Source organism: Streptomyces sp. NPDC093510 (genome assembly GCF_040683555.1).
In the GTDB taxonomy this organism is placed as follows: domain Bacteria; phylum Actinomycetota; class Actinomycetes; order Streptomycetales; family Streptomycetaceae; genus Streptomyces.
Genome location: NZ_JBFBEE010000022.1, coordinates 88,820 through 109,380, shown reverse-complemented (window position 1 = coordinate 109,380; position 20,561 = coordinate 88,820). Strand labels below are relative to the sequence as shown.

Annotated in this window: 17 protein-coding genes and 1 pseudogene; 9 read left to right on the top strand and 9 right to left on the bottom strand. The window is 72.0% G+C overall.

All coding sequences use genetic code 11. From position 1 onward, the window contains the following. Nucleotides 1–53 precede the first annotated feature (53 nt). From AB0N81_RS30905 to AB0N81_RS30895, 3 genes are all read left to right on the top strand, one after another. On the top strand, nt 54–1,664 hold the full coding sequence (locus AB0N81_RS30905) for an iron ABC transporter permease (RefSeq protein WP_365364143.1): 1,611 nt from the start codon (nt 54–56) through the stop codon (nt 1,662–1,664). Further along, nucleotides 1,664–2,692 carry an ABC transporter ATP-binding protein gene (locus tag AB0N81_RS30900; protein ID WP_365364081.1) on the top strand — a complete coding sequence of 343 codons (1,029 nt, stop codon included), beginning with the start codon at nt 1,664–1,666 and terminating at the stop codon, nt 2,690–2,692. The genes AB0N81_RS30905 and AB0N81_RS30900 overlap by 1 nt, the downstream gene beginning before the upstream one ends. Nucleotides 2,693–2,853: 161 nt before the next feature. Then, nucleotides 2,854–3,648: a maleylpyruvate isomerase family mycothiol-dependent enzyme gene (locus AB0N81_RS30895; RefSeq protein WP_365364079.1), complete on the top strand. Its 795-nt coding sequence runs from the start codon at nt 2,854–2,856 to the stop codon at nt 3,646–3,648. Nucleotides 3,649–3,714: 66 nt separating this feature from the next. On the opposite strand, the gene AB0N81_RS30890 is transcribed toward AB0N81_RS30895, so the two are convergent. The 6 genes and pseudogenes from AB0N81_RS30890 to AB0N81_RS30865 form a co-directional block, all read right to left on the bottom strand. Beyond that, nucleotides 3,715–4,911, bottom strand: a complete 1,197-nt coding sequence (locus tag AB0N81_RS30890; protein ID WP_365364077.1) for a Rossmann fold nucleotide-binding protein — start codon at nt 4,909–4,911, stop codon at nt 3,715–3,717. A gap of 37 nt (nt 4,912–4,948) precedes the next feature. Continuing rightward, nucleotides 4,949–5,353, bottom strand: a complete 405-nt coding sequence (locus AB0N81_RS30885; RefSeq protein WP_365364075.1) for a VOC family protein — start codon at nt 5,351–5,353, stop codon at nt 4,949–4,951. 197 nt (nt 5,354–5,550) lie between these two features. Further along, on the bottom strand, nt 5,551–6,744 hold the full coding sequence (locus tag AB0N81_RS30880; RefSeq protein ID WP_365364073.1) for a hypothetical protein: 1,194 nt from the start codon (nt 6,742–6,744) through the stop codon (nt 5,551–5,553). A 344-nt stretch (nt 6,745–7,088) separates the two neighbouring features. Beyond that, a pseudogene (locus tag AB0N81_RS30875) lies at nt 7,089–7,778 on the bottom strand (ATP-binding cassette domain-containing protein); the annotation flags it as partial. Nucleotides 7,779–7,976: 198 nt separating this feature from the next. Beyond that, nucleotides 7,977–9,356: an aspartate aminotransferase family protein gene (locus tag AB0N81_RS30870; protein ID WP_365364071.1), complete on the bottom strand. Its 1,380-nt coding sequence runs from the start codon at nt 9,354–9,356 to the stop codon at nt 7,977–7,979. Beyond that, nucleotides 9,341–9,886: an Lrp/AsnC family transcriptional regulator gene (locus AB0N81_RS30865; RefSeq protein ID WP_365364069.1), complete on the bottom strand. Its 546-nt coding sequence runs from the start codon at nt 9,884–9,886 to the stop codon at nt 9,341–9,343. Before AB0N81_RS30865 ends, AB0N81_RS30870 begins: the two co-directional genes overlap by 16 nt. Before the next feature lie 165 nt (nt 9,887–10,051). Between AB0N81_RS30865 and AB0N81_RS30860 the strand changes: the two genes are divergently transcribed. The 5 genes from AB0N81_RS30860 to AB0N81_RS30840 all read left to right on the top strand — a co-directional run bounded on the left by AB0N81_RS30860 (nt 10,052) and on the right by AB0N81_RS30840 (nt 16,883). Further along, entirely contained in the window at nt 10,052–11,491 is a 1,440-nt protein-coding gene (locus AB0N81_RS30860; protein WP_365364067.1) for a gamma-aminobutyraldehyde dehydrogenase, read from the top strand. A gap of 172 nt (nt 11,492–11,663) precedes the next feature. Continuing rightward, entirely contained in the window at nt 11,664–14,291 is a 2,628-nt protein-coding gene (locus AB0N81_RS30855) for an MXAN_6230/SCO0854 family RING domain-containing protein (RefSeq protein WP_365364064.1), read from the top strand. A gap of 109 nt (nt 14,292–14,400) precedes the next feature. Then, nucleotides 14,401–15,573, top strand: coding sequence for an extracellular solute-binding protein (locus AB0N81_RS30850; protein WP_365364061.1), 1,173 nt, complete (start codon nt 14,401–14,403; stop codon nt 15,571–15,573). 204 nt (nt 15,574–15,777) lie between these two features. Beyond that, nucleotides 15,778–16,011 carry a phosphopantetheine-binding protein gene (locus tag AB0N81_RS30845; protein WP_365364059.1) on the top strand — a complete coding sequence of 78 codons (234 nt, stop codon included), beginning with the start codon at nt 15,778–15,780 and terminating at the stop codon, nt 16,009–16,011. After that, nucleotides 16,008–16,883, top strand: coding sequence for an alpha/beta fold hydrolase (locus AB0N81_RS30840; protein ID WP_365364057.1), 876 nt, complete (start codon nt 16,008–16,010; stop codon nt 16,881–16,883). The genes AB0N81_RS30845 and AB0N81_RS30840 overlap by 4 nt, the downstream gene beginning before the upstream one ends. Before the next feature lie 197 nt (nt 16,884–17,080). Here AB0N81_RS30840 and AB0N81_RS30835 read toward each other — a convergent pair whose 3' ends face one another. The 3 genes from AB0N81_RS30835 to AB0N81_RS30825 form a co-directional block, all read right to left on the bottom strand. Then, complete coding sequence (locus AB0N81_RS30835; RefSeq protein WP_365364055.1) at nt 17,081–17,548, bottom strand: hypothetical protein; 468 nt, start codon at nt 17,546–17,548, stop codon at nt 17,081–17,083. A 115-nt stretch (nt 17,549–17,663) separates the two neighbouring features. Beyond that, a complete protein-coding gene (locus AB0N81_RS30830) occupies nt 17,664–18,347 on the bottom strand; it encodes a glycerophosphodiester phosphodiesterase (protein WP_365364054.1) in 684 nt (227 codons plus the stop codon). Nucleotides 18,348–18,368: 21 nt separating this feature from the next. After that, nucleotides 18,369–19,430 carry an adenosine deaminase gene (locus tag AB0N81_RS30825; protein WP_365364052.1) on the bottom strand — a complete coding sequence of 354 codons (1,062 nt, stop codon included), beginning with the start codon at nt 19,428–19,430 and terminating at the stop codon, nt 18,369–18,371. A gap of 823 nt (nt 19,431–20,253) precedes the next feature. On the opposite strand from AB0N81_RS30825, the gene AB0N81_RS30820 reads away from it, so the two are divergent. After that, nucleotides 20,254–20,561 (top strand): DUF4190 domain-containing protein (locus AB0N81_RS30820; RefSeq protein ID WP_365364050.1); only part of this gene is annotated, 308 nt, incomplete at its 3' end.

Here is a 20,561-nt window from a genome sequence, read left to right as displayed (position 1 = left end):
AGTCACGCTCCCGCGCGGGGTCCGGCCGGGGAAGCGCGGCGCGGCTCGGTCTGATGGTCGCGCCCGTCGCGTTCTTCGCGCTCTTCTTCGCCTATCCGGTCTCGGCGATCGTCGCGCGCGGGCTGCACATCGGCGGGACCTGGCAGTTCGGGCGCATCACGGACGTGCTCGGGCAGTCCGACATCCGGCACGTGCTGTGGTTCACCACCTGGCAGGCGCTCGCGTCGACCGCGCTCACGCTGCTCATCGCGCTCCCCGGCGCGTACGTCTTCGCGCGCTTCGAGTTCCCGGGCAAGGGCGTGCTGCGGGCCGTCGTCACCGTGCCGTTCGTGCTGCCGACGGTCGTCGTCGGGACGGCCTTCCTCGCGCTGATCGGGCGGGGCGGGCTCTTCGACGAGCTGTGGGGCGTGCGCCTGGACACCACTGTGTGGGCGATCCTGCTCGCGCACGTGTTCTTCAACTACGCGGTCGTCGTACGGACCGTCGGCGGGCTCTGGTCGCAGCTCGACCCGCGGCAGGAGGAGGCCGCGCGGATGCTCGGCGCCTCGCGCTGGACGGCGTGGCGGACGGTGACGCTGCCCGCGCTCGGCCCGGCGGTGGCCGCCGCGGCGCTCATGGTCTTCCTCTTCACCTTCACGTCCTTCGGCGTCGTGCAGATCCTCGGCGGACCCGCGTACTCCACGCTCGAAGTGGAGGTCTACCGGCAGACCGCGCAACTGCTCGACCTGCCGACTGCCGCGGTCCTGACCCTCGTGCAGTTCGCCGCGGTGGGACTGATCCTCGCCGTCCACGCGTGGACGGCGAGGCGGCGCGAGAGCACGCTGAAGCTCGTCGACGCCTCGGCGGTGGCGCGCAAACCGCGCGGCGCCGGGCAGCGGACGCTGCTCGGGCTCGTCATCGCGACGGTCGCTCTGCTGATACTGCTGCCGCTCGGGGTGCTGATCCAGCGGTCGTTCGACGGCCCCGACGGCTTCGGGATCACGTACTACAAGGAGCTGACCTCGGCGGACGGCGGCGCCTTCCTCGTGCCGCCGATCGAGGCGGTCTGGAACTCGCTGGAGTACGCGGTCGTGGCCACGGCCATCGCCGTGCTGATCGGCGGGCTCGCGGCCGCCGCCCTCACCCGGCGCGCCGGCCGTCTCGTGCGCGGCTTCGACGCGCTGCTCATGCTGCCGCTCGGGGTGTCCGCGGTGACCGTGGGCTTCGGCTTCCTGATCACCCTCGACAAGCCGCCGCTCGATCTGCGCTCGTCGTGGATTTTGGTGCCGCTCGCCCAGGCGCTGGTCGGCGTGCCCTTCGTCGTACGCACGATGCTGCCCGTCCTGCGCGCGGTGGACGGACGGCTGCGCGAGGCGGCGGCCGTGCTCGGGGCGTCGCCGCTTCGGGCCTGGCGGGAGGTGGATCTGCCGATGGTGCGCCGGGCGCTGCTGATCGCCGCCGGGTTCGCGTTCGCCGTGTCCCTTGGCGAGTTCGGGGCGACCGTCTTCATCGCGCGGCCCGACAACCCGACGCTGCCGGTCGCCGTGGCGCGGCTGCTCGGCCGCGCCGGCGACCTCAACTACGGGCAGGCGATGGCCCTCTCGACGATTCTGATGGTGGTGTGCGCGGTGTCTCTGCTGCTGCTGGAACGCGTCCGGACCGAGCGCACCACGGGGGAGTTCTGATGACGGACGCCTTGCTGAGTCTGCGGGACGCGACGGTACGGTTCGGGGCGCGGGCAGTGCTCGACGCCGTCGACCTCGACGTCGCTGAGCACGAGATCGTCTGTGTGCTCGGGCCGAGCGGCAGCGGCAAGTCGACGCTGCTGCGGGCGGTCGCCGGACTCCAGGGGCTCGACGCGGGGCAGGTGCTCCTCGGCGGGCACGACCAGCGCGGGGTGCCCGCGCACAAGCGGGGCGTCGGCCTGATGTTCCAGGACCATCAGCTCTTCCCGCAGCGCGATGTGGCGGGCAACGTGGCCTTCGGCCTCCGCATGCACGGCGCGTCGCGGGGCGAACAGGCCGACCGCGTCGCCGAGTTGCTGGAGCTCGTGGGCCTCCCGAAGGCGCAGCGGCGCGCGGTGGCGTCGCTGTCGGGTGGGGAGCAGCAGCGGGTGGCGCTGGCGCGGGCACTCGCGCCGCGGCCCCGGCTCCTGATGCTGGACGAGCCGCTCGGGCAGCTCGACCGCTCGCTGCGGGAACGCCTGGTCGTCGAACTCAGGGAACTCTTCGACGAGTTGGGTACGACCGTGCTGGCCGTCACGCACGATCAGGGTGAGGCCTTCGCGCTCGCCGACCGCGTCGTCGTCATGCGGGACGGGCGGATCGCGCAGTCCGGCACGCCCCTCGAGGTGTGGCAGCACCCCGTGGACGAGTTCGTGGCGCGCTTCCTCGGCTTCGACAACATCGTCCGGGCGACCGTGGCGGGCGAGACCGCCGACACGGTCTGGGGCAAGATTCCCGTGCCCGCGGGCGCCCCGTCCGGACAGCGGCAGATCCTGGTGCGGCCCGCCGGTGTCCGGCTCGTCCGCGCCGACGAAGGGCTGCCGTGCGCGGTGACGGCGCGCACCTTCCGCGGCACGCACGTCGCGGTGCATCTCCAGCCGAAGGAGGGGCCGCGCCTGGAGGCGGCGTGCGCGTTGCGCCGGGCGCCTGAGGTGGGGGAGACGGTGGGTGTCGCGTTCGACGCGGAGGACGTGGTGGTCCTCGGCTGAGGGCCGGTGGCCACGGGTCGGCCCCGTAGGAGCGCGGGTGCGGCCGAGATGCGGGTGACGGGAGCGGTCGAAATGCTGGTGACGGGCGCGGCCGGAATGCGGGTGACGGGAGCGGTCGAAATGCGGGTGACCTGCCCGAGGATTCGCTCTACTGTCCGACCATGACGACACTCAGTCACGAGCGGTACTGCGCCGAAGTCACCCGGCAGATCGACCTCTTGCGCACCACGGTGACCGGCGCGGACCTCTCGGCCACCGTGCCCACCTGCCCCGACTGGACACTGGGCGAGCTCGTACGGCACACGGGCGGCGCGGTGCGCTGGAGCGAGCGCCTGGTCGCGACGCGTGCCGAGAAGAACATCCCGGAAGAGGACATTCCGGAGGCCACAGGGCCCCGGGGCGACGACCCGGCCGCGCTCGACGCCTGGCTGGCCCGGACCGCCGAACTCGGCACGAAGACGTTCCGCGCCGCGGGCGCCGACGCCCCGGTGTGGTCCTGGTCCGGCGATCACCGCGCCGGGTTCTGGGCGCGGCGCATGACCCACGAGCTGGTGGTCCACCGCGCGGACGCGGCCATCGCCGCCGGTGTCGTGTACGAGGTCGAGCCAGATGTCGCCGTGGACGCGATCGACGAATGGCTGGACCTTGTCGCGCTCGCGCAGCGCACCGACCCGGAGGACAGCGCGACGGAGCTCAGGGGCGCGGGACGCAGCATCCACCTGCACGCGACCGACGACGCCCCGGACGGGCTCGACGCCGAGTGGCTCATCGAGTTCGGCGACGACGGCTTCACCTGGCGGCGCGGCCACGCGAAGGCGACGGTCGCGCTGCGCGGACCGCTCACGGAGGTGCTGCTCGCCTTCTACCGGCGGCGGTCCCTGGACAGCGGGCGCGTGGAGGTCCTGGGGGAGCGGGAGCTGTTGGACTTCTGGCTGGAGCGCGCGTCGTTCGTGTGACGGCGGCCGGCGCGGACCTCTTCGTACGACGGCAGCCGGAGCGGGATCGGGGGACTGGGGGCGGCCCTACGAGGTGCTCGCCGGGCTGCTCGCCGGGCTGCTCGACGCGTGACCGGACAGCGGGGCGGCACCGGACAGCAGGGCGGCGAGGGCCTGTGGTGCCTCCTCCACCCGGTCCACCAGCGCGATCCGCGACTCCATCGGCCTGCCGCGGGCCAGCGACCGGAGCAGCGGCCACACCGGCAGGTGCTCGGTCCAGTGCGCCCGGTCGACCAGCACCATCGGGGTGGGTTCGCCGCGGGACTCGTAGTAGTTGGGGGTGGCGTTGTCGAAGACCTCCTGGACCGTGCCCGCGGCGCCGGGCAGGAAGACGACGCCCGCGTTCGAGCGGGCGAGGAGACCGTCCTCGCGGGTGGCGTTGGCGAAGTACTTGGCCAGGTGGGAGGCGAACGCGTTCGGAGGCTCGTGGCCGTAGAACCAGGTGGGGATGCCCACCGACGAGCCGCCGTCGGGCCACCGCTCGCGCACGGCGAAGGCGGCCCGCGCCCAGTCGGTGACCGATGGCGTGAACGACGGGGCCTTGGCGAGGAGTTCGAGGGCCTCGTCCAGCATCGCGTCGTCGCAGGGTGCCGCGTAGGCGCCGAGGTTCGCCGCCTCCATCGCGCCGGGTCCACCGCCCGTCGCGACCGTGAAGCCCGCGCGCGCCAGCGCCCGGCCGAGCCGTGCCGCCCCCGCGTAGGACTCGGTACCGCGTGCCATCGCGTGGCCGCCCATGACGCCCACCACCCGCGACCCGGCGAGGAGTTCGTCGAGGGCGTCGGAGATGGAGTCGTCGTGGATGGCGCGCAGCATCGACGAGAAGACGTCGCCGTCGGCCTTGGTCCGCTGGAACCAGTCGTACGCGTGGGCGTCCGGCGTCGCCTCGTACCCGCCGTCGGCGAGGCCGGTGAAGAGGTCCTCGGGGGAGTACAGCAGGCCGCGGTACGGGTTGAACGGCAGACCGGGGACCGGCGGGAAGACCAGCGCGCCACCGGCCCGCACCTTCGCCGCCGCGTCCTCCCGCATCGGGCAGCCGAGGAAGACGGCGCCCGCCACGTCGGCCGCGAGGAGCGCGGAGGTGCGCTCGGTCAGATCGACGGCCTGGACGCGGCAGCCCGCCAGGGCGCCGCGGCCGGACACGTCGTCGAACTCGGCGAGGGTCTCGATCTCTCGGTCCTCACCGGGGAGTTGCGGGGCGGACGCGCGGTCGGGAGTCGGCTGCATCCGCCCATGCTATGCAGGGCGCCCACCGGGGGTTCGCTCAGCCCTGGACCTCCGACGGGTCCATCCACATGACCTCCCAGGTGTGGCCGTCCAGGTCGTCGAAGGCGCGGCCGTACATCGTGCCGTAGTCCTGGACCTTGCCGGCCGTGGCGCCGGCGGCGATCGCGCTGTCGACGAGCTCGTCGACCTTCTCGCGGCTCTCGGCGCTCAGACAGATCAGCGTCTCGCTGATCTTCGTGGAGTCCGCGATCTCCTTCTGCGTGAAGTTCGCGTAGTGCTCCTTGCTGAGCATCATCGCGATGATGGTGTCGCTGATCACCACGCACGCGCAGTCGTCGCTCGAGAACTGCGGGTTGATCGTGTAGCCCAGCTCCGTGAAGAACTTCTTCGACGCGGCGACGTCGGACACGGCCAGGTTCACGAAGATCATCTGCTGGTACATGAGTGTCTCTCCCGGTGAGTGCGTGTGCGTACTTACGGAGGGATAGACATCCGTTCGACGCGGAACTCATCGCCCGTCGCGAACTTTTCTTCCGCGAGTTCCGCGAGTTCCGCGAGTTCCGCGAGTTCCGCGAGTTCCGCGAGTTCCGCGAGTTCCGCGAGTTCCGCGAGTTCCGCAGGGCCTCGGGGCTCGCGCCGTCACGGGGCCAGCGGCAGCGCCGCCAGCTCCGCGACGATCCAGGTCAGCGGCCCGAACACGGCGGCAAGCGCACCCGCACGGAGCACCGCCGAAGCGCGCAGCATCGTCGCGGGCGCCCCGAGCCGCAGCAGCGCGGCCGTCGTGTCCGACCGGGACTGCCGCGCCTCGACGGAGGCCGTGGCCAGGGTCAGCACGGCGCAGCCCGCGACGAGCAGCCCGCCGAGCGTGGTGAGCGGCCCGGCCTCGGGGCGCGGCCCCGCGTACAGCACGATCGAGGCGTACGCCGCCGAAGCCACCGCGCACAGCACGCCGAGCGGCCGTCCGACGCGCCGCGCCTCCTCCTGAAGGACGCGCCCGGCGAGCAGGCGCAGCGCGCCGGGCCGCACCGACTGGAGGAGTCGCCCGCAGAGATAGGTGAGGCCGGGGCCCGCGAGCATGAGGCCGAGCGCGGTCAGCGCCCAGCCCGCGAGGACCCCCACGGGGCTGCCGTCGGCGCCGCCCGGCATGGGGAAGCCGCCGGAGCGCGGTCCGGCCTCGGAGCGGCTCGCGTACGTCTCCACGGCGAGGCCCGCCGCGAGCAGCGCGACGCCCCAGGGGAGGCCGCCCGGCTGCGGGGCGGGGGCGTCCGGGTCGTTGTGGTCCGTGCCGTCGGCGGGCTCGGAGCCGGGTTCCTTCCCGGTGGCCTTGGCGGGCCGGGGCCGCAGTGCGACGGCGCTCGCGGCCGACGCGGCGACCGGGACCAGGGAGAGCAGGGTGAGCGTCCCGGCGAGGGGCAACGGCCGGTCGGCGGCGAGCAGTTCGGCCGCGGCCCCGTCGAAGGGCAGCCCCGAGACGTCGCCGCGCAGGTGCAGGAAGAAGAGCAGCGCCACCATGGAGCCGAGGACGCAGGCCACGGCCGTGGAGATCGTGGCGAGCACCATCAGACGGCTGGGGCCGAGGCCCACCGCCGAGAGCCCGCTGCGCGGCCGGGTCCCGGGGTCGGTACGGGCCACGGCGACGGCGAAGTACACGGTGGCGGTGATCGGCGCGAGGCACCACACGAGGCGCAGGACGGCTCCGGCTCCCGGGTGTTCCATCGCGTACGCCAGGGTGCACAGCAGCAGGAAGCCGGTGCCGGCGGACGCGGCGGCGACGAGGAGGCGCCGCAGCTGCACGAGCGGGTGGGCGCCGCGGGCTAGACGGAGAGCGAGCACGCGGCCCGGCCTTCCGCGACGACAGAGCCGGCGCCGACCGCACCGGTGGTTCCGAGGCTGCCCGTGGTGCTGACGGTGTTGGAGGTACCGACGGGGTTGGGGGTGCCGAGGGTGCTGGGGGTGCCGACGGTGCTGGGGGTATCGACGGAGCCGGGAGCGTCGACGGAGCCGGGGGCGGCGACGGGTCCTTCCGCGCCCAGGGCGCCCGGGACGCCCGGGGCATCCAGGACATCCGGGGCATCCGGGATGTCGGGCACGGCTGGCGCCCCCGTCGTACGCGAAGTGTTCGCCCTCGGCCCGTCACCGGACGTGTCCGAGCAGCCCTCGGGGAGCCCCTCCGTCGTCGGCAGGTGGACCGTGTGCACGCGCCGGCCGTCGAGGAGCGTGAAGGTCCGGTCGGCGAGGGCGGCGACCTCCGCGTCGTGCGTGGCGAGGACGACGGTGATGCCGTGCGAGCGGGCCGCCGTCGTCAGCGTGCGCAGCGCGTGCGCGCGGTCGGCGCGGTGCAGGGGAGCGGTCGGCTCGTCGGCGAAGAGCACGGACGGCGTGGTGACCAGGGCGCGGGCGATGGCGACGCGCTGACGCTCGGCCTGGAGGAGGGCGTGCGGGCGCTTGCGGGCGCACGCGCCGATGTCGAGGCGGTCCAGCCACTCCTGGGCGGCGGCCTTGGCGACCCGGCGGGAGGCGCCGCGCAGCATCAGCGGCAGGGCGACGTTCTCCCAGGCGGTGAGTTCGGGCACGAGGTGCGGCTCGGGGTCGATCCAGCCGAACCGGTCGCGGCGCAGGCGTTCGCGCACGAGCGGGCGCATCGTGTGGACGGGGGTGCTGTTGAACCACACTTCGCCCTGCTGGGGGAGCAGCTGCCCGGACAGGCACTGGAGCAGTGTCGTTTTGCCGCAGCCGCGAGGGCCGTTGACGGCGAGGATCTCGCCCTCGCGGACACCGAGCGAGACGCCGGTGAGGGCGGGGGAGCCGTTGTGCGTGACGTGCAGTGCGCGTGCCCACAGCACGTCGTTGTCCGGCGGGGCCACCATGGCGTACACCTCGGTTCAGATCAGTTTGCCTCCCCCGTACGGGGGAACGAAGGCGGGGCCGATCGGTCACTGGGCACGCTAGGGATTCGGGCGTACCTGCCCGGAAAAGACGCGGCCCGGGGGCGCCCGTTCTCACTCGAACGGACGCCCCCGGGGCCGGTGTTCATCACTCGATCATACGAAAGGCCGACCGAGGGATCAGAGCTTCGTCCACGCCTCCGTGAGGACCTGCCGCAGGATGCCCTCGATCTCGTCGAAGGTGTCCTGCGTGGAGATCAGCGGCGGGGCGAGCTGGACGACCGGGTCGCCGCGGTCGTCGGCACGGCAGTACAGGCCGTTGTCGTAGAGCGCCTTGGAGAGGAAGCCGTACAGGACGCGCTCGGTCTCCTCGTCGTTGAACGACTCCTTGGTGTCCTTGTCCTTCACCAGCTCGATGCCGTAGAAGAAGCCGTTGCCGCGGACGTCGCCGACGATCGGCAGGTCGAGGAGCTTCCGCAGGGTCTGGTAGAACGCGTCCTCGTTGTCGAGGACGTGCTGGTTGAGACCCTCCTTCTCGAAGATGTCGAGGTTGGCGATGCCGACCGCGGCGGAGACGGGGTGGCCGCCGAAGGTGTAGCCGTGCAGGAAGGTGTTGTCGCCCTTGTAGAACGGCTCGGCGAGCTTGTCCGAGATGATGCACGCGCCGATCGGGGAGTAGCCCGAGGTCATGCCCTTGGCGCAGGTGATCATGTCCGGGACGTAGCCGAACTTGTCGCAGGCGAACATCGTGCCGAGGCGGCCGAACGCGCAGATGACCTCGTCCGAGACGAGCAGCACGTCGTACTTGTCGCAGATCTCGCGCACGCGCTGGAAGTAGCCGGGCGGGGGCGGGAAGCAGCCGCCCGCGTTCTGCACCGGCTCCAGGAAGACGGCGGCGACCGTCTCGGGGCCCTCGAAGAGGATCTCCTGCTCGATCTGGTCGGCGGCCCAGCGGCCGAAGGCCACCGGGTCGTCGCCGTGGATCGGGGCGCGGTAGATGTTCGTGTTCGGCACCTTGTGCGCGCCGGGGACCAGCGGCTCGAAGGGGGCCTTGAGGGCGGGCAGACCGGTGATGGACAGGGCGCCCTGCGGGGTGCCGTGGTAGGCGACCGCGCGGGATATGACCTTGTACTTCGTGTGGTTGCCGGTGAGCTTGTGGTACTGCTTCGCCAGCTTCCAGGCGGTCTCGACGGCCTCGCCGCCACCGGTGGTGAAGAAGACCTTGTTGAGGTCGCCCGGCGCGTAGTTCGCGAGGCGCTCGGCGAGCTCTACCGCCTTCGGGTGGGCGTAGCTCCACACCGGGAAGAAGGCCAGCTCCTGGGCCTGCTTGTAGGCGGTCTCCGCGAGCTCGTGACGGCCGTGGCCCGCGTTGACGACGAAGAGGCCGGAGAGGCCGTCCAGGTACTTCTTGCCCTTGTCGTCGTAGATGTAGGTGCCCTCGCCACGCACGATGGTGGGGACGGGCGCGTTCTCGTACGACGACATGCGGGTGAAGTGCATCCACAGGTGGTCGTAGGCGGTCTGGCTGAGGTCCTTGCTCACGGCTATCGGGTTCCCCACATATAGGTCTGCTTCTTGAGCTTGAGGTAGACGAAGCTCTCGGTGGAGCGCACGCCGGGGAGGGCGCGGATGCGCTTGTTGATGACTTCGAGCAGGTGGTCGTCGTCTTCGCAGACGATCTCCACGAGGAGGTCGTGCGAGCCCGCGGTCATCACCACGTACTCCGCCTCCGGCATGGCGGCCACGGCGTCCGCGACCGGGTCCACATCGCCCTCGACATTGATGCCGACCATCGCCTGCCTGCGGAATCCCACGGTGAGCGGGTCCGTGACGGCGACGATCTGCATCACGCCCTGGTCGAGCAGCTTCTGGACGCGCTGGCGCACGGCCGCCTCGGAGAGGCCCACGGCCTTGCCGATGGCGGCGTACGGACGGCGTCCGTCCTCCTGGAGCTGCTCGATGATCGCCAGAGAGACGGCGTCCACGGGCGGGGTGCCGTTCCCATTGCCGCTCCCGCCCGGATTACCGGTGCGTGAGCCGCGAGGGCTGCTGGGGTCTGCGCTGCGACTTGCCACGACCTCACTGTGCACGACGTCTCGTCACTTCCGCAAGGCCAGATCGATGAAATTCGTTGTCTACGACTCCGATCCTCACGGATTCCGCAGTTCTGGGCCGCTGGGTATGTTGAAAGCGTCGGTGTAGCGACTAGGGTGGGTGTCTCATCCACTGGACATCTGACTTGGAGGGCCGCGGAAGTGACCACCGAGCTGCGCCGTCTGCGCAACTACATCAACGGAGAATTCCGGGACGCGGCCGACGGACGGACCACCGAGGTCATCAACCCGGCGACCGGCGAGGCCTACGCGACCGCGCCGCTGTCGGGCCAGGCCGACGTGGACGCCGCGATGAAGGCCGCCGCCGACGCGTTCCCCGCCTGGCGGGACCTGACGCCCGCCGAGCGGCAGAAGGCCCTGCTCAAGATCGCCGACGCGTTCGAGGAGCGGGCCGAGGAGCTCATCGCCGCCGAGGTCGAGAACACGGGCAAGCCGACCGGGCTCACGCGGTCCGAGGAGATCCCGCCCATGGTCGACCAGATCCGCTTCTTCGCGGGCGCGGCCCGGATGCTGGAGGGGCGCGCCGCGGGCGAGTACATGGAGGGCCTGACCTCCATCATCCGCCGCGAGCCGATCGGTGTCTGCGCGCAGGTCGCGCCGTGGAACTACCCCATGATGATGGGCGTGTGGAAGTTCGCCCCGGCGCTCGCGGCCGGTAACACGGTCGTGCTGAAGCCGTCCGACACCACCCCCGCGTCGACCGTCCTGATGGCCGAGATCATCGGCTCCATCGTGCCGCCCGGCGTCTTCAACGTCGTCACGGGCGACCGCGACACCGGCCGCCTGATGGTCGAGCACAAGACGCCCGCGATGGCCTCCATCACCGGCTCCGTGCGCGCCGGCATGCAGGTCGCCGAGTCCGCCTCCAAGGACCTCAAGCGGGTCCACCTGGAGCTCGGCGGCAAGGCCCCCGTGGTCGTCTTCGAGGACACCGACATCCCCAAGGCCGTCGAGGACATCTCCATGGCGGGCTTCTTCAACGCGGGCCAGGACTGTACGGCCGCCACGCGCGTGCTCGTCCACGAGTCCATCCACGACGACTTCGTGACGGCGCTCGCCAAGGCCGCCGCCGACACGAAGACCGGCCAGCCGGACGACGAGGACGTGCTCTACGGCCCGCTCAACAACGCCAACCAGCTGAAGCAGGTCTCCGGCTTCATCGAGCGCCTCCCGGCGCACGCGAAGGTCGAGACGGGCGGCCAGCGGGTCGGCGAGAAGGGCTACTTCTTCGCGCCCACCGTCGTCTCGGGCCTCAAGCAGGACGACGAGATCATCCAGAACGAGGTCTTCGGCCCGGTCATCACCGTCCAGTCCTTCACGGACGAGGCGCAGGCCGTCGAGTACGCGAACGGCGTCGAGTACGCCCTCGCCTCCTCCGTCTGGACGAAGGACCACGCGCGCGCGATGCGCATGTCCAAGGTCCTCGACTTCGGCTGCGTCTGGATCAACACGCACATCCCGCTGGTCGCCGAGATGCCGCACGGCGGCTTCAAGAAGTCCGGCTACGGCAAGGACCTCTCGGCGTACGGCTTCGACGACTACACGCGCATCAAGCACGTGATGACGTCCATCGAGGGTTAGTACCTCTTTGGCCTGGGCTAATTGAGATGCCGGGCCCCGCCGCCCCCGCGTACCGTTGCGTACGCGGGGGCGGCTCCGCGGTGTGCTTCCTTCTTTCTCTTCTCTGCAAAAGATCCGTAGCGCACCCACTCCCCGCCCCCGCCCTTTTTCTGCGCGACGGGGGTGGCACCTGATGACGACGACGATGACCGACGACCTGCTGGGGATGCTGCTGCGCCGGCGGCAGAGTGTGTACGTTCCCGAAGGTGCCGGACGGTCCGCCGTGTCGGATGCCGGCGTCGTCGTCCTCGAAGCCGAACTCGCCGACCGCGGGCACCTGCTGACCGCCCCGCTGCGCCGCGCGCTGACCGCGCTGTCCGCCGACGACCTCGCGACGGCCGGGCGCAAGCTGCTCGCCGACGTCGACGCCCTGATGGGCTCCGACCGGCACCACGCCCCGCTGTTCGCACGGTTCCCCGCCGAGACCGCCTACCAGCCCGCGTACGAGCACTACATCTCCGTCGTCGCCGAGCACCTCGCCGCCCAGCCGCACCAGCCCTGCATGAACTGCGCGGGCACCAAGGCGAGCGTCCGCGCGCTCGACCCCTGCGCCCACCTCCTGTGCGACGACTGCCTCGGTGCCAAGAGGGGCGTCTGGTACTGCTGCGACCAGTGCTGCGAGTGGTACGTGTGCCCGATCTGCGACAAGCGCTACGAGACCGACGGTCCTCTGGACCCCTGGCTCGACACCGGGGCCGACCTGGGCGGTGACGGCGGCCCCGTCCTGCGCGCCCTGACCCTCGGCGCGCCCGGCGACGCCGCCGCCGAACTCGCCGCGCTGCTCGCCCGCCGCACGCCCCTGCACCTGCAGGACCACGACGACCTCGTCCTGCTCCTCGGCCACCTGGACCCGGCCGCCGCCGCGGACTGGCTCCCGGCCGCCATCCCGCTGCGCGAGAGCAAGGCGCTCGCCCTCGCGCCGCTCCTCGACCTGCCCGAGACGCGCCCGCTGGCCGGGCGGTACGCGGACACGGCCACCGACGTACTGCGCATCCTCGTCGTACGCTCCGGGGGCGACCCCGACCTGCTCGAACTCCCGCGCCTGCGCAGCCCTGCGCGTCCCGTGCGCCGCGAACTCCTCGCCCTGCTGAACGGGTTCGACTTCCGGCGCCTCGCGGAGGACATGGCACGCCACCCGCGCGCGTGGAAGCGCGTCGGTGAAATCCTGCACCCCTTCGAGCAGGCACACCGCCACGCGCGCGTGGCCCTCGCCTTCGCCGCCCTGCGCGGCACCCGCGTCGGCGACGGCCCGCTCGGCGAGGTGCTGCTCGCCGAGGCCGCCCGGCACGACGACGTCCGTCTCGTCGGGGACCGGCTGCACGTCGTGACCTGGCAGGCCCGCGCCGAGGAAGCGCTCGCACGCTGGGACGTCGAGGGGGCGGTACGGCTCCTGCGCGAGCGCCCCGGCGAACTCCTGCGCCGACTCGACCTGCTCCTTGCCCGCTCGGGTTCGACGACGCTCCCCGACACCGTCGGCGAGGCGCTCGCCGACGCCCTGCCGCACGCCGGCCCCGGGCCGCTCCTCGGCGCGTACGGCCGCATGAAGATCCGTGCCGTGCCGGGGCACCGCCGCGTCTTCTTCCCGCGCGGCCGCGTCACCAAGGCGTTCGCCGTCGAGGACCACCGGCCGCCGCTGCCCGCCCGCGTGGCGGGTCGCGCCGGTGAGCTGATCGAGGCCGAGGCGGTGCGACGCCTCACGGAACGGGACGGCGAGCGGTACGACGTGGCCGTCCTGGACGCCACGCTCGCCGACCTGCCCGTGCCCTTCGCCGAGCGCGCGTCGGCCGCCTCCCTGGTCGCCGTGCCGCGCGGCAGCTCCCTGCCCATGCCCACGGACAGCGAGACCGTACGGCTCTTCCTGCACTGGACGCAGCCCAAGGGCGTACGCGTCGACCTCGACCTGTCCGTCGCCCTCTACGACGACCTGTGGCGCTTCATGGGCCTCTGCGACTACACACAGCTGGAGTACGCGGGCGGCGCCGCCCGGCACTCCGGAGACCTGACCTCCGCGCCCGCCCCGCAGGGCGCCACCGAGTACCTGGACCTCGACCTGCCGCGGCTCGCGAACACCGGGGTGCGGTTCGTGGTGCCCGTGGTGTTCTCGTACAACGACGTGCCCTTCGAGGAACTCCCGGACGCCTTCACGGGGTTCATGGCGGTCCGGGACGAGGAGCGGGCCGTCTACGACCCGCGCACGATCCGGCAGCGCTTCGACCTCGCGGGCGACGCGAAGCTGACCGTGCCGATGATCGTCGACCTCCGGACGCGGCACGCCTGGTGGACGGACGTCACCCTCGCCACGACCGGCACCCACCACTCCGTGTGGCGCTACCGCAAGCAGATCGGCCACATGGGCAACGACCTGCTCGACACCTTCCAGCCGTGCGGCCGGGCCACCCTGTGGGACCTCGCCTGCTGGACGGCGGCGGCCCGCACCGACGGCGACGTGTACGTGCGCGGACGCGGCCACGTCCTGTGGGGCTACCGCCGAGCCGAGGACGAGCCGCGCGCCGACTTCGCGCTGCGCATACGGGATGGCTGGGAGCCCGACGCGCTGTGCGCGGAACCGCAGTTGAGGGGCCGCGCCGCCCTGCTGGCGCTGCTGCACGGCGAGCTGCCGGGCGCGCAGGACGCCGCGTCCGGCACGGCGTACCGCCTCTACCCGGGGCCCGTCGACGCCGCACCGCTGGAGCGGGTGACCGCGGGCGACCTGACGGGGTGGCTGGAGCCCGCGCGACTCCGCGCGGCGCACGCCGGGTGATCGACAAGGTGTCGGCTCCTCGCGGCGGGGCTCGACGCTGCGTCCATTGCCGCGCCGCCGAACGAGGGCGCATGCTGCCGGGGTGCGAGCGAACCCCGTAGCTTCCCCCGTGTCCCGCCGTTCCCTGCTGCGCGCCCTGGGCGGCGGTGCGGCCGTCAGCGCGCTCGCGGGCTGCGGGGTGCCCGCCGCGTACATCGCTCCGGAGGAGCGGGCCGCGGGTGACCGCTCGCGCCAGGACAAGAAGCTGGCCTTCGCCAACTGGCCGCTCTACATAGACACCGATGACACCGACAGCGGCGACAAGACGAAGCGCCCCTCGCTGGAAGCCTTCGAGAAGCGGACCGGGATCGACGTCCGCTACACGGAGGAGATCAACGACAACGACGAGTTCTTCGGCAAGATCAGCCCGTCCCTGATGAACCACCAGGAGACCGGCCGCGACCTCATCGTCATCAGTGACTGGATGTGCGCGCGCTTCGTACGGCTCGGCTGGGTCCAGGAGATGGACCGCGCGCGGCAGCCCAACGTCACCAAGTACCTGGACCCGCTGCTGCGTTCACCGCACTTCGACCCGGGCCGCAAGTACACCGTCCCCTGGCAGTCGGGCATCACCGGCATCGCGTACAACAAGCGCAAGGTCGGCCGCGAGATCAAGCAGGTCTCCGACCTGTGGGCCGACGACCTGAAGGGCCGCGTCACCCTCCTCTCCGGCCTCGACGAGGCGTTCGCGCTCCTCCTCCAGGGGGACGGCGTCGACATCAGGAAGTGGACGGCGGACGACTTCCACCGGATGTGCGACAAGGTCGAGAAGATGGTGAACAGCCACCACATCCGCCGCTTCACCGGCAACGACTACATCAAGGACCTCTCCAGCGGCGACGTCCTGGCCTGCCAGGCCTACAGCGGCGACGTCATTCAACTCCAGGCGGACGACCCGGACATCGAGTTCGTCGTCCCGGAGGAGGGCGCGGAGCTGTGGGCCGAGTCCCTGATGATCCCCAACCTGGCCCGCCACAAGCAGAACGCCGAGCGGCTCATCGACCACTACTACGACCCCGAGGTCGCCGCGGAGCTCGCCGCCTGGGTCAACTACGTCTGCCCCGTCCCGGCCGCCCGCGACGTCCTCGCCTCCTCGAAGGACAAGGAGCTCGCCGCCCTCGCCGACGATCCGCTGATCTTCCCCGACGACGCGATGCGCGAGCGGCTCGTCATCGCGCGCGACATCACGTCGAAGGAGCGCACGGAGTTCGCGAAGCGGTGGAACGCGCTGGCGGGGCTGTAGGGGACGGCGGGCGGGCCGGCCGGGGCCCGGGAGCACGCCTTCGGAGGACTGGTTCGGAGGGTCGGTTCGGAGGACCGGTTCGGAGGTATGTCGTTGGGGCCCGCCGTGGTGTCGGAGCTGTAGCGTCGCGGCGTCTTGCTGCCCGTACCTGGCAAGGATTCCGCGTTCGAGCCAGGGGCCTCGCGGGTCCGCCGAGGAGATCGCATGGATGCCACGCAACACGTTCACGAGGTTCTGCGTCAGAGTTTCGGTGTCGACGCGCAGACCGTCCCGTCCGACACCGTTCTTCAGCAGGTGCTGCTGGACTCGCTGGCCCTGGAAGAGTTCCGGCTGCTCATCGAGGAGCGCCTGGGCATCGACCTGGAAGCCGTCCCCCTCACCTCGCGGGACACGGTGGGTCACCTCGTGGACATGGTGAGCGCCAAGGCCTCGGCGTGAGCGACGAGACCGTACGCCAGCTGTCCCTGGGCGGAGAGCGGTACGCCTACCGCGTGCTCCGGCAGTCCTCGCCACGGACACATCCCATTCTGCTCCTGGGCGGAGTCTTCCAGGGCGTCCACGGCTGGCCGGGCATCGACGAGGAGCTCGCGTCGGTGGCCGACGTCATCACCATGGACTTTCCCCTCCATGAGGCGGAGCCCGACGGGCCCGGAGCACCGACCACGGCGTGCCGCGCCGTGGAACAGGTGGTGGACGATCTGGGAGTGGAGCGGATCAACCTGTTCGGATACTCCTACGGCTCCGTCATCGCCCACCAGTACGCCCAGCGGCATCCACGGCACGTCGCCCGCCTGCTGCTCGGCGGTGTCCCGTCCGACGTCTCACCGTTCCGGCATCGGGCGGAGCGGCTCGTGGCGCTGGTCAGGGCGGGCCGGGAGCAGGAGTTCGCGACCCTGCTGACCGAGACCATGGTGTGCATGGACCCCGAGAAGCAGGTCCCGCACCGGGAGCTGGTCCACCGCATCTTCCGCAGGACCGTGCTGCAGAACCTGCGGACACCGGACGCCCTGGCCGTCCTCCGGCGTTTGTTCGGCACGCAGGCCGTCGCGACCGGTGCCCTCGCGGGCGTGCCCACGCTGGTCTTCGGCGCGGAGCACGACAGCCTCACGCCCGTCGCGCAGCAGCGTGCCTTCGCCGCCACCATCGACGACTGCTCCTTCGTCGTCCTGGACTCGGCCGATCACTTGATCCTGCTGGAACGGCCCGCGGAGGTGGCCGCTCTGGCGCTGCGGCACTTCGGGGCGGACTCGTTCTCCGGGGCCCGGCATCGGGTGCCTGCCCTGGCGGGCCCCGGGGTGCCTCCGCCGTAGGGACGGAGGCACCCGCACTCCTTGCCGCGGTCAGCCGTTCGTGCAGGTACCGCGGATGGCCGGATTGGCCAGGGCGATGACGTCGACGGTTCCGTGATGCCGAACGCAAGAACACCCGTCGGCTCTCCGAGCCGGTCAACGTGCCGTCGCCTCCGCGGACACTGTCCGTTGCGCCATCCGGTGCGAGACCCCGCTGCTCAGGGCCGGCGCCGGCGCAGGGCCTTTCCGATGTCCTCGGCCGCGTACGTGATGTGCAGCCGCCAGACGTCCAGCTTGTTCTCGACCGCCGACGCGACCTTCCGCCACTTGAACCACGGCGGCAGGTCCCGGAACGGCACGAACGTCAGGGTGTCGTCGACGGCGGTCTCGGCGAAGCCGCGGTGGCCCTCCGCCCGGAGCGCGGCGTACAGCTCCGGGGTCAGCTCACCGTTGAGCCGTGCCGCGTGGCCCGCCGCGGTGAAAGCGAACCCGCGCTGGCCGGAGTCCGGCAGCCGCATCGCCTTGAGGATGCGCGGCGAGACCTCGGCCAACGTGCAGTGGAAGGCGAGCCCGATGACCGCCGTGCCCAGCGGCCGCTCGCCGCGTTCGTAGGCGGCGTCCCAGTCGGCGGGGTCGTCGATGCGCAGCAGACCCTCACCGGTTTCCCAGTCCCACTCAGCCGCCATGTCCGGCCTTCGCCCCTGCCCTCGTCCACCCGGTCCACCCGGTCGCGTCGACCGGGTGGACGAGGATACGGGAGCCGTTCCCCGGTGGCGGGGCGGCTCCGTCTCACGGGGCGCCTCAGGCGGGGGCGCGCAGGCTCTGCAGGACGTCGACGCGGTTCGTGGTGATCGAGTCGGTGCCCGCGTCGAGCAGGCGGCGCATCGAGCGGCGGGTGTCCGGGGTCCAGGCCGAGACCAGCAGGCCCTGACGGTGCACCTCGAGGACGAGGTCGCGGTCGACCAGGGGGAAGCGGTAGTTGAGCCAGCGCGGCTTCACCGCGTCCAGCAGGACCGGTCGGGGCGGCGCCAGGGTCGTCCAGGTCAGCGCGATCTCCGCGCCCGGATCGGCCTCGCGCACGGCCAGCATCGTCCGCCCGCCCGCGCAGTAGTACACGCGCTCGGCCGCGCCGCACTCGGCGACGACCCCGACGACCGTGCGCACCGCCTCGTACGTCGCGTCCGGCAGGTCGATCATGAGCCGGTGTCCCTCGGTGGCCGCGATGGCCGCTTCGAGCGTCGGGACGCTGCCTTCGGTGAGGCCGTCGACCTCGGCCGAGGACAGGGCGGCGAGCGGACGTTCGTACCCCCACAGGCGCTTCAGTGTCGGGTCGTGCAGCAGGACGGGCACGCCGTCGCTGCTCAGACGGACGTCGATCTCCACCGCGTCCGCGCCCCGTTCGATCGCGGAGCGCAGGGACGGGATCGTGTTCTCGCGGACGCGGTAGGGATCGCCTCGGTGGGCCACAGCAGTCACGGTGCGCATGGGCCCATTGTGGTCACGGGATCACGGGGCGAGCCACGTCTCCGTGTACGTGTCGATCTCGGCGGCGATCCGCGCCTTGCCCGCCGGGTCCAGGAAGGACGCCTCGACGGCGTTCTTCGCGAGCGCCGCGATGCCACGCTCGTCGAGGCCGAGGAGGCGGGCCGCGACGGCGTACTCGGCGTTCAGGTCGGTGCCGAACATGGGCGGGTCGTCGGAGTTGACCGTGACGATCACCCCGGCCTCCACGAACTGCTTGATCGGGTGCTCGTCGAGGGTGCGGACCGCGCGGGTCGCGATGTTCGAGGTCGGGCAGACTTCCAGCGGGATGCGGTGCTCGGCGAGGTGGGCGAGCAGCTTCGGGTCCTGCGCGGCGGTGGTGCCGTGGCCGATGCGCTCGGCCCGCAGGTGGGTCAGCGCGTCCCAGACAGTCTCGGGGCCCGTGGTCTCGCCGGCGTGCGGGACCGAGTGCAGGCCCGCCTCGATCGCGCGGTCGAAGTACGGCTTGAACTGCGGGCGCGGCACGCCGATCTCGGGCCCGCCGAGTCCGAAGGAGACCAGCCCCTCGGGGCGCAGCTTGTCGGTGACGGCCAGCCGGAGCGTCTCCTCGGCCGACGCGAGCCCGGCCTCTCCGGGAATGTCGAAGCACCAGCGCAGCACGGTGCCGAACTCGCTCTCGGCGGCCTTGCGGGCGTCCTCGATGGCATCCATGAAGGCGCGGTCGTCGATGCCGCGGCGGACGGAGGAGTACGGGGTGATGGTCAGCTCGGCGTAGCGCACGTTCTGCCGCGCCATGTCGCGGGCCACCTCGTAGGTGAGGAGGCGCACGTCGTCCGGGGTGCGGATCAGGTCCACGACGGACAGGTAGACCTGGATGAAGTGCGCGAAGTCCGTGAACGTGAAGTAGTCGGCGAGCGCCTCGGGGTCGGTGGGCACCGCGGAGTCGGGGTGCCGGGCGGCCAGCTCGGAGACGATGCGCGGGGAGGCCGAGCCGACGTGGTGCACGTGCAGTTCCGCCTTGGGCAGTCCGGCGATGAAGGCGTGCGGGTCGCCGGCTGTCGCGGCTGCGGTCTGCTGCTCGGTCACGGTTTCCTCCCCAGGAACGGGTTTGATCGGCTGATCGATGGGTCGGAGGTCATCGTAGGCGCCGGTCGGCGACGCGAAAGCGGGGGCCGTAGCATGACGGAACGTAAGAAAGAGGTGACCCGTCATGTCCGCCAAGTCCGAAGGCGATGCGGTGTCCGGAGCGGGGGGCGCGGGGGCGCCGGGGGCGCCGGGGGAGCGGGATCCGTGGGCGCCGCCCGCGGAGGACGCGGAGCGGCGGCGGCCGGAGAGCGGGCCGGCCCCCGCTCCCGGGCCGGGGGCTCCGGCCGGGCTGCCGTCGGTGCCGGGGGCTCTGGCCGGGCCGCCGTCGGCGCCCGACCACGGGCCACCGCCGGCGTCCGACCAGTGGACTGTTACGGCGATGCCGGGGCCTTCGGCGGAGACGGGGCCCGGGGCGATGCCGGGAGCGGCGCCGGATGCGGGGGCGATGTCTGGGCCTGGGACGATGCCGGGGCCGGTAGTGGGGTCCGGGTCTGGGCCGGCATCCGGGTCGTGGGCGGCGCCTGGGTCGGGGGCGGTGCCGGGTTCCGGGGCGATGTCAGGGGCGGGGGCGGCGGCGATACCGCCGTTCGCGTCCTCGCAGGTCGGCGGCGGTAATCCGTTCGCGGCGCCCGGAGAGCCGGTGCCGCCGCCTCCACTCTCGCCCGACGGGCCGGGGCAGGTGCCGTACGGGTATCCGGGGCCGGGCGGGTATCCCGGTCATCCGGGGTACCCGGGCTATCCGGGACACCCGGGACACCCGGGACACCCGGGTCCGGGTTATCCGGGCGGGCAAGGTGGGCCGCCCGGATACGGCTGGCCCGCCATGCCGATGGCGCCCGCGAACGGCATGGGCGTGACCGGACTCGTCCTCGGGATCATCGCGGCCGTCGGCTTCTGCCTCTGGCCGCTGGCGATCGTTCTCGGCATCCTCGCGGTGGTCTTCGGGGCGGTGGGGCGCGGGAAGGCGCGCAGGGGCGAGGCGACGAACGGGGGCCAGGCCCTCGCCGGGATCATCTGCGGAGCCGTGGGCATCGCCCTGGGCGTGGCGCTGCTGGTGATCTTCGTCGTGGTGCCGGACGAGGACACGGACGCGGCTTCCCTGCCGGACGACCCGGGCCATTCGGCCACGTC

Coding starts and splice junctions, on each gene's coding strand:
- AB0N81_RS30895 (WP_365364079.1), top strand. CDS start 2,854: ATGACGACACTCAGTCACGAGCGGTACTGCGCCGAAGTCACCCGGCAG.
- AB0N81_RS30900 (WP_365364081.1), top strand. CDS start 1,664: ATGACGGACGCCTTGCTGAGTCTGCGGGACGCGACGGTACGGTTCGGG.
- AB0N81_RS30830 (WP_365364054.1), bottom strand. CDS start 18,347: ATGCGCACCGTGACTGCTGTGGCCCACCGAGGCGATCCCTACCGCGTC.
- AB0N81_RS30905 (WP_365364143.1), top strand. CDS start 54: ATGGTCGCGCCCGTCGCGTTCTTCGCGCTCTTCTTCGCCTATCCGGTC.
- AB0N81_RS30835 (WP_365364055.1), bottom strand. CDS start 17,548: ATGGCGGCTGAGTGGGACTGGGAAACCGGTGAGGGTCTGCTGCGCATC.
- AB0N81_RS30855 (WP_365364064.1), top strand. CDS start 11,664: ATGACGACGACGATGACCGACGACCTGCTGGGGATGCTGCTGCGCCGG.
- AB0N81_RS30885 (WP_365364075.1), bottom strand. CDS start 5,353: ATGTACCAGCAGATGATCTTCGTGAACCTGGCCGTGTCCGACGTCGCC.
- AB0N81_RS30845 (WP_365364059.1), top strand. CDS start 15,778: ATGGATGCCACGCAACACGTTCACGAGGTTCTGCGTCAGAGTTTCGGT.
- AB0N81_RS30890 (WP_365364077.1), bottom strand. CDS start 4,911: ATGCAGCCGACTCCCGACCGCGCGTCCGCCCCGCAACTCCCCGGTGAG.